Genomic DNA, 13,445 nt, shown 5'->3' with positions numbered 1-13,445 from the left:
ATCAGCTCGCAGGTGGCGCGGCAGGCGGGGGCGGCGGCGGCGCGATGGTGAAGAGCTGCGCCAGTTCGGTCACGTCCTCGGCGCGCATCCAGCCGTTCTGACCCGGCGTCCAGACGAGGCTGTCGCGGGTGAGCGAGCCTTCCGAGACCATACGCCCCAGATGCCCGCGCCCGAAGGGCCCCTGCGTCTGGCCGTTGACCGCGAGATGCCAGACCTTCTCCACCGGCGGCGGGGGAGGGGGCGGCGGTGCGGCGGCAGCGGGTTGCTGACCCATCTGCCCCCAAGGCCCCATCTGCTGGCCCATCGCCATGCCCATGCCGGCACCCATGCCCGCGCCCATCGCGGCGCCCATCCCGGCGGAGGCGCCCGAGCCCGGCTGGCCCATCGCCTCGGCGGCATTGTATTGCATGTATTTGTTCAGATCGCCCACGATCCCCATCGAGGTGCGCTTGTCGAGAACCGCCTCCACCGCCTCGGGCAGCGAGACGTTCTCGATGTAGAATTCCGGCAGCTCCAGCCCGTAATTCGCGATGGTGGGCGCGATTGCCTTGGTGATCAGCTTGCCCATGTCGGCGGTGTTGGCGGCCATGTCCAGGATCGGGATGCCCGAGCTGGCAATGGCGCGCGAGAACTCCTGCACGATCACGTTGCGCAGCTGGTAGCTAATCTCGTCCGAAGTGAACTCGCCATCGGTGCCCACGATCTCGGTCAGGAACTTGCCCGGATCGGTGACGCGCATCGAATAGGTGCCGAAGGCGCGGATGCGCACCGGGCCGAATTCCGGATCGCGCGCCATGACCGGGTTCTTCGTGCCCCATTTCAGGTCGTTGAACCGGGTGGTGTTGACGAAATAGATCTCGGACTGGAAGGGCGATTTGAAGCCGTGATCCCAGTGCTGAAGCGTGGTCAGGATCGGCAGGTTGTTGGTCTCGAGCATGTAGAGCCCGGGCCCGAAGATATCGGCCAGCTGCCCCTCATGGACGAAGACGGCCGCCTGACCTTCGCGCACGGTCAGCTTCGCGCCGTATTTGATCGCGTGACCCTCGCGCTCGAACCGCCAGACCATCGTGTCGCGGGTGTCGTCGGTCCAGCCGATGACGTCGATGAATTCGCCGGAGAGGAAATCGAGAATGCCCATGGATGCGGTTCCTTCTTGGTTCTCAGCTTGCGCCGCCCAGCAATTCGGAGGCGATGGTGGTGACGATCGGGCGGGCCTCGCGTTCGGTCATGCCGGGCGTCAGGCGCGGGTCGTAAAGCATCTGCAGCAGCAACTCGTCATGCTTGGTCAGCAGCGAGAATTCCTCGTCATCGTTGAAGATTGAGGGCCGCGCGCGCGGATAGTCATTGGCGAGGCCCAGCCCCTGGGCCAGTTCCTCATGGATACAGCTGGTGCGCAGTTCGGGCGGGTGTTCGCCCCGGATCACTGCGACGGCGTCGGTATAGATCGGGCTGTCGCCCTGCGAGAAGGCGAAGACCACGCAATAAGTCGAGAGCGGCAGATTGGTGATCGCCTCGACCGAGCTGTCATCGATCCCCGGCACCAATTGGCGCAGGCGTGGGCCGATCGCCCGCCTCTCGTCCTCGTTCAGGAACAGGACGTGGAAATTGCCGCCCCGGTTCACCACGCTGACCGGATGGCGCGAGGCGCGCGCGAGCTTGCCCGCATAGGCGCGCACTTCGGCGATATCCGAGGCGCGGTCGGCCTTGGGGATCGAGGCGCCGAAGTCGATATCCATCCGCACCGGCTTGTCCCAGCGCCGCAGGCGCGAGGGCGTCTGACGCGCGACGAACCCGCCGCCCTGCGCCGCGTATTCGTCGTAAAGCGCGATATGGACGAAGTCCTGCACCAGTTGCCGCTGGTTGAACGGCGCATCGCGCGGCGCGACATCGGTGCGCAGCTGCCCGCGGCTTTCCATCTCGGCGGCGGTCTTGGCGAAATAGGCTGACATCTCCCGCGAGAGTGCGCTTTGCTTGGTGGCGTTCGAGCGATCGAGATCGGCCGGTGCGCTGGGCGGGCGCGCGGTCTTGTCCGGTGCGAGCGGCGAGCCGCCCAAGCCCGGCGCGCAGGCCGAAAGGGCCAGCGCCGCCAGCCCTGCAAGAACCGGAAAGGCCGCACGCATCCGTGTCATCCCGCAGCTCCGCCAGCCTGTGCGGAGGATTTCGCCGCCGACAGGGTGTCGCGCAGCTTGTCTTCCATCTCCACCAGATCATGCTCTGCCGCGGCGCGCTTGCGCTTGCCCTCATCCGCGATACGCAAAGAATCCTCGATCGTCGCGACCAGATCGGCATTCGCCGCCTTCACCGCCTCGATATCGAAGACACCGCGCTCCATCTCGGTGCGGATCTCGGCATTGGCTTCGCGCAGGTTCTTGGCATTCGATTTCAGAAGCTCGTTGGTCAGATCATTGGCCTCGCGCACAGCGCCCGCCGCCTCGCGCGAGCGTTGGATCGTGACCGCCTGCGCCAGTTGGGTCTCCCACAGCGGCACGGTGTTCACCAGCGTCGAGTTGATCTTGGTCACGAGGCTCTTGTCGTTTTCCTGAACCAGCCGGATCGAGGGCAGCGACTGCATCGTCACCTGACGGGTCAGTTTCAGATCATGCACTCGGCGCTCCAGATCGTCGCGGGCTGCGCGCAGGTCGCGGATTTCCTGCGCCTTGAGCACTTTCTGATCCTCGGACGCGGCTTCCATCGCCGCCTCTTTCGCGGGGATTTCCTCCCGGTCGAGCTGGGCCAGCTTTTCCTCGCCCGCCGCGATATAGAGCGCGAGCTCGTCATAGAAATGCAGCGTCTTGTCGTAGAGCATATCGAGTGATTTGATGTCCTTGAGCAGCTTGTGCTCGTGGCTCAGCAACTCGTCGGTGACGCGGTCGATCTGGCCCTGCACCTCTTCGAACCGGGCGATGAAGTTGCCAAACGGCGCGGCCCGGCCCAGCAGCTTTTCCCACCAGCTCCGCTTGCGGCGCACGTCGAGTTCCGAGACCGAGAAACCGCGGATCGTGGTGACGATCTGGCGCAGGCTGTCTCCGGCGGGGCCGACATCCTTGTTCTTGACGCCCGAGAGCATCTCTTGGCTTATCGATTGCAGATCGACCTGCGCGCGCGAGCCGAACTGCACGATGGAATTCGAGTCGCCCATGTCCAGCTCAGCCATGCGCTTGCGGATTTCTTCGGCGGTCTCGGGCGGGGCCTGATCGAGCGGCGTCACCGCCTCTGCCGGGCCCGGTTCGGGCAGCAGCGAACCGCTGACACCTTCCACTTCGGTCATCAGCTCGGTTGCCTTTTGGCGGGTCGTCTCGGTCATCTCAGGGCCTCCTTGCGCCTGTCGGGGCAGTTCCCGGTGTCACTTGTCACGTCACGCTTCGTCAATTCTCGCGGGTCGTCGGCACGACCCCTTCGCGCGCCAGCCGGTCGCGCAGCACGTCGATCTCGATCTCCAGCCCCTCGCGGCCATCTTCCAGCATCTTGCGGGTGCGGGCGGTGAAATTCGCTTCCAGATCATCGAGCAGCGCCGCGTAATCGTCGCGTGCCTTGTGATCGCGCGTGTTGCGCCACAGATCGGCGAACTTGATCGTCGCGTCGCGCGCGCCCTCCAGATAAACGGTCATGTAGCGCCGCGCCTGCGCCAGATCTCCGGGATCTTCCTCGACCGCGCGGAACAGATCGCGCGCGGTGGTGGCGAATTGCTCGACGCGGGTGATCAGCACTCGCTCGCCCGAGGGGGTGATCGCCTTGCGCATCTCGGTCAGATAGGCCTCGCCTTCCTTGACCACGCGGGCGACGCGCTCTTGCTGAAACTCGTCTACGCCGTCCATCCCCTTGTCTTTCAGCGGGTCGAGACCGAAGGCCACAAGCGAGACCACCGTGCCGATAGCCCCGATCCCGGCCGCGCCGATCACGCCCAGTTCGGGGGCCTGTGCGCCCAATGCGAGACCCAGACCATAGGCGACGGAGCCAAGAATTTTCCGCGGAAAGGCGGGGCGCTTGGCCGAACTGCGCGCGACATAAGCGAATTCGGCCCGCAGCCCCTCGCGGATCGTCCAGGCGGCGCCTGCGATCAGGGCGAAGGCGCCAAGTGCGCGGGCCAGTGCGAAGGGGCCTTCGCCGAAGGCGCCCAGCAGGAAGGGCAGGGCGGCGGCCACGATCCAGAACGGACGGCCTTCCTCGGGGTGGCGGGCATCGGGACGACGATGGGGCGGCACGCTGCGGGGATCGTGCAGGTCGGGCCCGCTGGCCGGGCCTTGGGGCGAGTATTTTCCGCCATAGCGTTGAGCCATCATACGCTCCCGGTGAGCGCGACCGACAGCGTCAGCGCGATCATCAGCCAGAAAGCGATTCTCTTTTGCGCCTCGCGCGACATCGCCAGCCCCTGCCATCGGACGCGAATTTCGACGTCCTCAGGGAGAATTTATAAGCAGGCTGGCGGGTCTATGCCAGAGAGACGGTGTGAAATTCGCGTAAACTCGCCGAGGAAAAAGAAGAGGGGAAAACCACGGCGGTTTTCCCCTCCCTAAAAGCGCGTTTTCGCCGGTCAGTCGCGATTGCCACCGCGCGGCTTGCCACCGCGCGGCTTGCCACCGCGCGGCTTGCCACCGAAGGGCTTGCCACCGGGTTTTCCGCCCGGTTTGCCCGAATGCGACTTGAAGCCGCCCGAGCGTGCGGGCCGGTCGCCGCGCGCGTCGCCGTGGGATTTGAACCCGCCCGAGCGCGGCTTGCCGCCCGGCTTTCCGCCATGCGATTTGAAGCCGCCCGAGCGGGGCTTGTCGCCGCCACGGTCGTCACGGCCACCTTCGTCGCGGTCCCGGTTGAAGTGGGCCTTGTCGCCGAACTTCCCGCTGGGCTTGCCGCCGAACTTCCCGCCCGAGCGGTCGTCGCGGTCGCGATTGAAGCTGGGCTTGTCGCCACGCGGCCCACGATCCGGGCGGTCGCCACGATCTTTCGAGAAACGCGGGCCCCGGTCGCCACGCTCGCCTTCATCACGATGCGACTTGAACCCACCGGTGCGCGGCTTGCGCGGCCCGTCGCGGAACGGGCGATCCTCGCGCCCGCCCTCTTCGCGGTCCTTGCGGAAGCGCGGTTTGTCGTCACGGCCACCCTCGTCGCGGTCGCGGTTGAAGCGCGGCTTGTCGCCACGCGGGCCGCGATCCGGACGGTCGCCCCGATCCTTCGAGAAACGCGGTCCGCGGTCGCCGCGCTCGCCCCGGTCACCGCGTTCGCCGTCGTCACGATGCGATTTGAAGCCGCCGGTACGCGGCTTGCGCGGACGATCTTCACGACCACCTTCGTCGCGATCCTTGCGGAAGCGCGGCTTGTCATCACGCCCGCCGTCGTCGCGATCCCGCTTGAAGCGCGGCTTGTCGCCCCGATCCTTGCGCTCGCCGCGCTCCGGACGATCCCCACGCTCTTTGCGCTCGGGCTTGGCTTCGCCGCCCACCGGCTTGTCGTCGAGCAACCCGCCAAGCTGATCGCGCAACATCCTGCGCTTCACTTCCATCACGTCGCCCGCCTTCATGTCCATCAGGCGGAACGGGCCGTAGCTGATGCGGATCAGGCGGTTCACCTGGAAGCCGATCTCGGTCATCGCGCGGCGGATCTCGCGGTTGCGGCCTTCGCGGATGCCCACGGTCAGCCACGCATTCGCGCCTTGCTGACGGTCGAGCGAGACCTCCATCGGCAGGAATTCCTCGCCCTCGATGGTGATGCCCTGACGCAGCGGCTCGAAAGACTGCTCGGTCGGGCGGCCATTCACGCGCACGCGGTATTTGCGCAGCCAGCCGGTCTCGGGCAGTTCCAGACGGCGCTTGAGGCCCCCGTCATTGGTCAGCAGCAGCAGACCTTCGGAGTTGATGTCGAGACGGCCGACGTTCAGCACGCGCGGCATGCCTTCGGGCATCTCGTCGAAAATCGTGCGGCGACCCTGTTCGTCTTTCTCGGTGGTGACCAGACCCAGCGGCTTGTAATAGAGCCACAGCCGCGTTTCCTGCGGCGCGTCGATGGGCTTGCCGTCGATGGTGATCTTGTCGGACGCCGCCACGTCGAGCGCGGGCGAGTCGATCTGCTTGCCGTTCACCGCGACCTTGCCGGCGAGGATCATCTTCTCGGCGTCGCGGCGCGAAGCCACGCCGGAGCGCGCGATCACCTTGGCGATGCGTTCTTTCGCGCCGGATTTCTCGGCGGATTTCGAAACGGAATTTTCAGGGGAATTTTCGGGAGTGTCGGTCATGTCCGGTTCCTTCTAGGGGAGGGGGCGCGCGAGTCGCTCGGGCGCGAAAGATGGCGATCTACACCTTTCTGCTGCGCGTGGGAAGCGTCTTGATAAGCGCGGATTTGCAAGCGATGAAGAGCCATGGAATTCCGGTCTTTCATGCAACAGGCGCTGGCAGAGGCGCGCGAGGCGGCCAAACGCGGCGAGGTGCCCGTGGGCGCAGTCGTCGTCTCCCCTGACGGTAGAGTGGTGGCCGCCGCTGGCAACCGCACCCGCGAGCTGGGCGATCCGACCGCCCATGCAGAGATCCTCGCGATGCGCGAGGCCTGTGCGCAGATCGGCTCGGAGCGGCTTCCGGGCTATGACCTCTATGTCACGCTCGAGCCCTGTCCGATGTGCGCCTCGGCGATCTCTCAGGCCCGGATCGCGCGGCTTTATTACGGCGCGGCCGATCCGAAATCGGGCGGCGTCGCGCAAGGGCCGCGCGTCTTTTCGCATCCGCAAAGCCACCACGTGCCGGAAATCTACGACGGTATCGGGGCGGCAGAGGCCGAGGCGCTTCTGAAGGATTTCTTCGCCGCGCGCCGCTAGATCCGCGCCCGTCTGGACGGATCCCCTTTCCTGTGGCATATCAATCGCATCGCAGGCCCCAAGGGCCGCGATCCCCGACATTGGTATCAGTCAGAAGGAGCGGGCATGCGTCCGGCACTGCGTCTGCGCGAAGGTGGCCTTGCGGCCTATCAGCAAGAGATGAAATGGGTCGCACTGGCCCTCGGCATCGCCTCGACCATCGCCATCGTGCAGAACTGGTACCCGCTCAATCTCTTTCTCAGCCTGCCGTTCTGCATGATCTGGGCCTATCACGCCTGGCTGCATACCGAGCGTCAGCTGAAATATCTCAACATCATGTTCACCGGCTTCTACCTTTACGGGATCGCACGCTATTTCCTTGTGTCGCAGGGTCAGGGCTGAGGCGCGGGTCTTGTAACCCCGTCGGCCAGCGGGGATAGTCGCGCAAGACATTCGGGGATGATTTCATGAGCGACCAGAACGACAAGATACTCGAACAGGCGCGCCAGTTCATCGAGGCGATCCCGCATTCCCGCGCGCTGGGGATGCAGATGGACGAGATCCGCCCCGGCTGCGCGACCCTGTCGATGCCCTATGACACGCGCTTCGTGGGCGATCCGCGCACCGGCGTGATCCATGGCGGCGCGGTCTCGGCGCTGATGGATACCTGCGCAGGCGCCGCCGTAATGAGCCATCCGCAGGCCGGGGCCTCCACCGCGACGCTTGATCTGCGCATCGATTACATGCGCCCCGCGACGCCCGGCCAGCGGATCACCGCGCGGGCCGAATGCTACCACGTCACCCGCTCGGTGGCCTTCGTACGCGCCACCACCCATGACGAGGATGCCGAGCGGCCCGTGGCGACCGCCACCGGCGCCTTCACCGTCTCGCGCCCCGAAAAGCCCAAATCGGAGGGGCAAGCATGAGCCGTCCCAAGCCCGAACCCGTCCAGCAGGTCAAGCAGCGCCGCGACGGCGCGCTCAAAATGCTCGTCGAGGGCATCCCTTACGCGCAGTTCCTCGGCATCGGCTTCGACCGGCGCGGCGATGAGCTGACCGGCGTTCTGTCCTATGACGACAAGCTGATCGGCAACCCGATGCTGCCCGCGATCCATGGCGGGGCGACGGCGGCCTTTCTCGAAGTCACCGCGATCATCGAACTCAGCTGGTCCTACCTGTGGGACGATATCGAGGCGGGGCGGATCGATTTCGACGCGCTCACGCCCGAGAGCCTACCGCGGCTGCCCAAGACGATCGATTTCACCGTGGATTACCTGCGCTCCGGCCTGCCGCGCGACGCCTATGCGCGCGCCCGCGTCAATCGTTCGGGGCGGCGTTACGCCAGCGTCCATGTCGAGGCGTGGCAGGACAACCGGACCCGGATCTTTGCCCAAGCGACCGGCCATTTCCTGATGCCCGCGCGGGACGATACCTTCGCCAATGGCTGAGATTACCCATGCGCGGGTTCTGAAAATCGCGCTGCCCATCGTCCTTTCGAACGCCACGATCCCGATCCTCGGCGCGGTCGACACGGCCGTCGTCGGCCAGATCGGCCTGCCCGCGCCGATCGGGGCGGTGGGGATCGGCGCGGTGATCTTGTCCTCGCTCTACTGGATCTTCGGCTTCCTGCGGATGGGCACGACCGGGCTCGTGAGCCAGGCGCATGGGACGGGCGATACGGGCGAAGTCTCCGCCGGGCTGATGCGCGCGCTGATCATCGCAGGCATTGCCGGGCTGAGCCTGATCGTGCTGCAGCTCCCGCTGTTCTGGGCCGCGTTTCAGCTTGCCCCCGCGAGCGACGAGGTCGAACGTCTCGCCCGCGATTACCTGCAGATCCGCATCTGGGGCGCGCCGCTCACCATCTCGCTCTACGCCTTCACCGGCTGGTTGATCGCGCTGGAGCGCACGCGCGGTGTCCTCTTGCTGCAAGTGACGATGAACGCGCTGAACGTGGGGCTGGATCTGTTCTTCGTGCTGGGCCTCGGCTGGGGCGTGCAAGGTGTCGCGGGCGCCACGCTGATCTCCGAAATTAGCGGTGTGGTGCTGGCGCTGTGGCTCTGTCGCGCGGCCTTCGTAAACGGCTTGTGGCGCGCGCGCGCAATCTTCGACCGGGTGAAACTGGCGACGATGGCGCGGGTGAATACCGACATCATGCTGCGCTCGATCCTGCTGCAGGCGAGCTTCACCAGCTTCCTGTTCCTCGGCGCGGGGCAGGGCGATGTGACGCTCGCGGCCAATCAGGTGTTGCTGCAATTCCTGCAGATTACCGCCTTCGCGCTGGACGGGTTCGCCTTCTCCGCCGAGAGCCTCGTGGGCCAGGCTGTGGGCGCACATTCGGCAGCAAGGCTGCGCCGGGCGAGCATCGTGTCCTCGCAATGGGGGATCGGCGGCGCGCTCGCGCTGGGCGCGGTCTTCCTGCTTGCAGGCCCTGCGATCATCGACCTGATGACCACCGCCCCGAATGTCCGCATCGAGGCGCGCGACTACCTGTTCTGGATCGCCGCCGCGCCGCTGATCGGCGGCCCGGCCTGGATGCTCGACGGCATCTTCATCGGCGCGACCCTGACCCGCGAGATGCGCAACGCGATGGTGATCTCGGTCGCGATCTACACGGCCGCGCTTTTCGTGCTGATCCCGCTTTTCGGCAATCACGGGCTCTGGGCGGGGCTGATGATCCTCAACGCCACGCGCGGCCTGACGATGGCGCGGCTCTATCCCCGTGCCGAGGCGAAAGCGGCAGCCGGGTAGGGGCGCGGCCCCTCTGCCTGCACCCCGCCTCTCCCTTCCCCTTGGGAGAAATATCCCGGGGGTGAGGGCGAAGCCCGAGGGGGCAGCGCCCCCTTAGACCGTATCCAGATAAAGCTCGGTCTGTTCCTGATCCGACAGCTCCGCCATGTAATGCAGCTCCTGCCGCTTGGTCATGGCGAAATTGGTGATCAGGTCGCGGTCGAAGATGCGCGGCATGATCTCGCAATTCTGGAAGGCGTCGATCGCCGCTTCCCAGTCGGTGGGCATCTGCGGCAGGTCGAGCGCATAGGCGTTGCCCTTGATCGGCTCGGGCGCTTCCATCTTGTCCTCGATCCCGATCAGGGCCGCGCCGAGGATCGCCGCGATCATCAGGTAGGGGTTCACGTCGCCACCCGCCACGCGATGCTCGATCCGGCGCGCCTGCGGTCCCGAGGCCGGGATGCGCAGCGCCGCGGTGCGGTTCTCATAGGCCCAGGCGATGCCGGTCGGCGCATGGGCGTCGGGCACGAGCCGGTCATAGCTGTTCTCATGCGGCGCGAAGATCAGGCCCGAGCCCTCCATCGCGGCCAGACACCCAGCCACCGCATGGCGCATCTGGTCCGAGCCTTGCGGCGTGCCGTCGTTGAAGATGTTGTTGCCCTCGGCATCGAGCACCGAGAAATGCATATGCATCCCGTTGCCGGGCCATTCGTCGTAAGGCTTGGCCATGAAGGATGCGGCAAAGCCATGCGCGCGCGCCAGCCCTTTCACCAGCATCTTGAACAGCCAGCTGTCATCGGCGGCCTTCAGCGGGTCGGGCTGGTGGCTAAGGTTGATCTCGAACTGCCCCGGACCCGCTTCAGAGATCGCGGTATCGGCGGGAATATCCATCGCCTCGCAGGCGTCGTAGAGCTGGCTGAAGAAGATGTCGAACGCGTCGAGCGCGCGCAAGCTCAGCACCTCACCGCCGGTGCGCCGCTTGCCCGAGCGGGGCGAGGGCGGCACGCGCAGCGTCTTGCCGCTGTCGTCGATCAGGAAAAACTCCAGCTCGGTCGCGACCACCGGGGTCAGCCCCAGCGCCTTGTAGCGTTCCACCACGCGCGCCAGCGCCTGCCGGGGGTCGCCCGCATAGGGCTTGCCGTCCATATGGAACATCCAGATCGGCAGCAGAGCGGTCGGCGCCGAGAGCCAAGGCATCGGCAGGAAGCCCCGCTCGGTCGGCATCAGAAGCCCGTCGGCATCGCCGGACTCGAAGACAAGCGGGCTGTCTTCGACATCCTCGCCCCAGATGTCGAGATTCATCACCGAGTAGGGGAAACGCGTCCCTTCGGTGAAGACCTTATCGGCGAAGCGGGCTGGCAGGCGCTTGCCGCGCGCCACCCCGTTGAGATCGGCCGCCGCCACGCGGATCGTGCGAACGTCGGGATGGTCGTGCAGCCAGTTCATGTGTCACCTGATAATCTGCGGCCTGAACCGGAAGCGCTTGCGGCTTTCCTGCGGCAGATGGCGGTTCAGGCGGCGGTTGATCACCCCGAAGACCGCGATGACGCAGAGCGTAAGCAGGATGAAGTAGAACGCCGCGATCGGGTAGGGGATGAAGGGGTTGAAGGTCTTGTCCGCGAAATATTTCGCGTAATAGAGCGCGTCGCCCTCCTGCCGGAACGCCGGGAAGCCCGAGAAGAACACGAGCGTCGTGGCGTGGAACAGGAAGATCGCCTCGTTGGTGTAGGAGGGCCAGCCGAGCCGGAGCATCGTGGGCCATGTCACGCGGCGGAACTTGGTCCAGCCGGTCATGCCGTAGGCGTCGGCGGCTTCCATGTCGCCTTTCGGCACGGAGCGCAGCGCGCCGTAGAAGATCTCGGCGGCATAGGCGGAGGTGTTGAAGAACAGCACAATCAGTGCGCCTGCCCAGGCCCGCGTGATCCAGTCCGTCGCGACCGTGATGCCGAGGATCGGGAAGCCCGCACGGGGCAGCATCGCGAAGGCCTCGTAGGCGAGGAAGAACTGGATGAAGAGGGGCGAGCCGCGGAACAGGAAGATGAACCATTCCGCCGGTTTGCGGAAGATCGCGCGATCGGAGTTCTTCGCCACCGCCAGCGTCGTGGCGAGGAAGAACCCTGCGAGCAGAGCGAGGATGCCGAAATAGAGGTTCCAGATCATCCCTGAGCCGATCAGGGTGAATTGCTGGCACATGGTGAAATCGGAGCGCGGCAGCAGCCGCTCGCCGATACCCACGGAGCGCAGCCCGTAATCCGCGATGGTCTGAATGCAGCTCATGCGTCCGCCTTTCTCAGCGCTTCACCAGCAGCCGTGGCCTGCCCGAAGGCGAGGCGGCGGTTGATGCGGGCCAGTACGATCTCGGAGAGCTTGGTCATCACCAGATAGAAGACCAGCAGCACGAGGAAGTAATAGAGACGCCAGTCGGGATGCGGATAGGCGTAGATGCTCGACTTGGTCGCGCCCAGTTCGCGCGCCCAGTAGACGATATCCTCGATGCCCAGAAGGAACAGCAGCGGCGTCGCCTTGATGAGGATCATCCAGAGGTTCGACAGGCCGGGGATCGCATAGGCCCACATCTGCGGGATCAGCACGCGACGGTTCACCTGCGCGCGTGTCATCCCGTAGGCCTCGGCGGTCTCCAGCTGCGCGCGCGGCACGGCCTGCATGGCGCCGAACAGCACGTTGGCGGCGAAGGCGCCGTAGACGATGGAGAAAGCCACCACCGCCAGCGCGAAGCCATAGGCCTCGTGATAGAATTGCGGGGCCGTGCCGAGCGGGATTTTCGCGGAGGCACAGACGTGGAATTCGTTACCCGTCCAGGCTGGGCCGGGATCGGGGCAGACCGCGCGTGACTTCAGGTACTCAAGCCCCTGGTCCATCGCGATCGGCACGAAAAGGAAGAAGATGATGTCGGGCACACCGCGCACCATCGCGATGTAGCCCCGTCCGAGAAAGCGCAGCGGGGCGGCGCTCGACCGGGCGGCCAGCGCCCCGCCGAAGCCGAAGATCAGCGCCACCGGCGCGGTCACGGCCAGCAGGATCAGCACGATGCCGAACGAGCCATAGAACATGATCTGCTTACCCGTGGTCAGGTAGCAGAGCAGCCAGCCAAGCCCGTGAAGGGCAGAAGGATCGGAACAGCTTTCGAACATCGGACTTTCGGTCGGGACCGGAGCGGCTCATACCGCCCCGGCCTCGTTTTCTGGATCAGTTCTTGAAGGTCAGGGCGTCGTCGCCGAAATACTTCTTAAGCAGTTCGTTGAGCGTGCCATCGGCTTTCAGCTTGGAAATGCCGTCGTTGAACTTGTCCTTCAGCTCGGTGTCGGACTTGCGCAGGCCGATGCCGATGCCTTTGCCGAGCTGCACGTCGTCGCCCACGAATTCCATGTTGTCCTGGCCCGCGAAGGGCTTGAGCGCGTCCTTGTCGGCGAAGACCGCGTCGGCCTCACCGTTCTTCACGGCGGCGATCGTGTCGTCGAGGGTCGCGTATTCGGCCAGCGTCGCGCCGGTTTCAGCGACATGCGCCGCCTGAATGGTGCCGGTCTGTGCCGCGATCACGCCGCCCTTGAGATCCGCGCCCGGGTCCATCGCCATGTAGGACGAGGCCGCCGGCGGGTAATAGGCCTGGGTGAAGTCGATGGTCTTCTCACGCTCAGCGGTGATCGACATGCCAGCCATGATCGTGTCGTAGTTGCCCGAGAGCAGGTTCGGGATGATCGAATCCCAGTCATTGGTGACCCAGGTGCAGTCGAGGCTCTCCATCTCGCACAGCTTGTCGCCGAGTTCGCGCTCGAAGCCCGCGACTTCACCGTTATCGTCGATGAAGTTGTAGGGAGGGTAGGCGCCCTCGGTGCCCATGCGGACGGTCTGTGCCGCAGCGACGCCGGCCGAGAGGCCGAGGATGGCAGCGGTCAGGATCAGTTTTTTCATTTTGGTTCCCCGTT

General features: G+C 65.6%; 14 protein-coding genes. 5 read left to right on the top strand and 9 right to left on the bottom strand.

From position 1 onward, the window contains the following. Position 1: 1 nt before the first annotated feature. The 5 genes from BMI85_RS03260 to BMI85_RS03240 all read right to left on the bottom strand — a co-directional run bounded on the left by BMI85_RS03260 (position 2) and on the right by BMI85_RS03240 (position 6,223). Entirely contained in the window at positions 2 to 1,138 is a 1,137-nt protein-coding gene (locus BMI85_RS03260) for an SPFH domain-containing protein (protein ID WP_078599486.1), read from the bottom strand. Positions 1,139 to 1,160: 22 nt separating this feature from the next. Then, positions 1,161 to 2,129, bottom strand: a complete 969-nt coding sequence (locus BMI85_RS03255) for a DUF2927 domain-containing protein (protein ID WP_078599485.1) — start codon at positions 2,127 to 2,129, stop codon at positions 1,161 to 1,163. Then, positions 2,126 to 3,304: a toxic anion resistance protein gene (locus BMI85_RS03250; RefSeq protein WP_078519690.1), complete on the bottom strand. Its 1,179-nt coding sequence runs from the start codon at positions 3,302 to 3,304 to the stop codon at positions 2,126 to 2,128. The genes BMI85_RS03255 and BMI85_RS03250 overlap by 4 nt, the downstream gene beginning before the upstream one ends. 61 nt (positions 3,305 to 3,365) lie before the next feature. Beyond that, positions 3,366 to 4,277 (bottom strand): 5-bromo-4-chloroindolyl phosphate hydrolysis family protein, encoded by a 912-nt coding sequence (locus BMI85_RS03245; RefSeq protein ID WP_078599484.1) that lies wholly within the window; start codon positions 4,275 to 4,277, stop codon positions 3,366 to 3,368. A gap of 254 nt (positions 4,278 to 4,531) precedes the next feature. Next, the gene (locus BMI85_RS03240; protein WP_078599483.1) at positions 4,532 to 6,223 is read right to left on the bottom strand and encodes a pseudouridine synthase; all 1,692 of its coding nucleotides are present in this window, start codon (positions 6,221 to 6,223) and stop codon (positions 4,532 to 4,534) included. A gap of 123 nt (positions 6,224 to 6,346) precedes the next feature. On the opposite strand from BMI85_RS03240, the gene BMI85_RS03235 reads away from it, so the two are divergent. The 5 genes from BMI85_RS03235 to BMI85_RS03215 all read left to right on the top strand — a co-directional run bounded on the left by BMI85_RS03235 (position 6,347) and on the right by BMI85_RS03215 (position 9,522). Further along, the gene (locus BMI85_RS03235) at positions 6,347 to 6,796 is read left to right on the top strand and encodes a nucleoside deaminase (protein WP_078599482.1); all 450 of its coding nucleotides are present in this window, start codon (positions 6,347 to 6,349) and stop codon (positions 6,794 to 6,796) included. 105 nt (positions 6,797 to 6,901) lie between these two features. Further along, positions 6,902 to 7,177 (top strand): peptidase, encoded by a 276-nt coding sequence (locus BMI85_RS03230; protein WP_078599481.1) that lies wholly within the window; start codon positions 6,902 to 6,904, stop codon positions 7,175 to 7,177. Positions 7,178 to 7,242: 65 nt separating this feature from the next. Continuing rightward, positions 7,243 to 7,701: a PaaI family thioesterase gene (locus BMI85_RS03225; protein WP_078599480.1), complete on the top strand. Its 459-nt coding sequence runs from the start codon at positions 7,243 to 7,245 to the stop codon at positions 7,699 to 7,701. Continuing rightward, entirely contained in the window at positions 7,698 to 8,222 is a 525-nt protein-coding gene (locus BMI85_RS03220) for a PaaI family thioesterase (RefSeq protein WP_078599479.1), read from the top strand. The genes BMI85_RS03225 and BMI85_RS03220 overlap by 4 nt, the downstream gene beginning before the upstream one ends. Then, on the top strand, positions 8,215 to 9,522 hold the full coding sequence (locus BMI85_RS03215) for an MATE family efflux transporter (RefSeq protein WP_078599478.1): 1,308 nt from the start codon (positions 8,215 to 8,217) through the stop codon (positions 9,520 to 9,522). The genes BMI85_RS03220 and BMI85_RS03215 overlap by 8 nt, the downstream gene beginning before the upstream one ends. Positions 9,523 to 9,615: 93 nt before the next feature. Here the strand turns inward: BMI85_RS03215 and BMI85_RS03210 are convergent, their stop codons facing one another. Genes BMI85_RS03210 through BMI85_RS03195 form a run of 4 tightly spaced genes read right to left on the bottom strand, consistent with a single transcriptional unit; the run spans position 9,616 to position 13,431 of the window. Next, a complete protein-coding gene (locus BMI85_RS03210; protein ID WP_078519683.1) occupies positions 9,616 to 10,947 on the bottom strand; it encodes a glutamine synthetase family protein in 1,332 nt (443 codons plus the stop codon). 3 nt (positions 10,948 to 10,950) lie between these two features. Then, positions 10,951 to 11,778 (bottom strand): ABC transporter permease subunit, encoded by an 828-nt coding sequence (locus BMI85_RS03205; RefSeq protein ID WP_078519682.1) that lies wholly within the window; start codon positions 11,776 to 11,778, stop codon positions 10,951 to 10,953. After that, positions 11,775 to 12,653 carry an ABC transporter permease subunit gene (locus tag BMI85_RS03200; protein ID WP_078519681.1) on the bottom strand — a complete coding sequence of 293 codons (879 nt, stop codon included), beginning with the start codon at positions 12,651 to 12,653 and terminating at the stop codon, positions 11,775 to 11,777. Before BMI85_RS03200 ends, BMI85_RS03205 begins: the two co-directional genes overlap by 4 nt. A 55-nt stretch (positions 12,654 to 12,708) precedes the next feature. Beyond that, positions 12,709 to 13,431, bottom strand: a complete 723-nt coding sequence (locus BMI85_RS03195; RefSeq protein ID WP_078569472.1) for a transporter substrate-binding domain-containing protein — start codon at positions 13,429 to 13,431, stop codon at positions 12,709 to 12,711. Positions 13,432 to 13,445 lie beyond the last annotated feature (14 nt).

The organism is Thioclava sp. DLFJ4-1, from assembly GCF_002020145.1.
Classification (GTDB): domain Bacteria; phylum Pseudomonadota; class Alphaproteobacteria; order Rhodobacterales; family Rhodobacteraceae; genus Thioclava; species Thioclava sediminum.
This window is presented reverse-complemented; position numbering and strand designations above follow the sequence as displayed.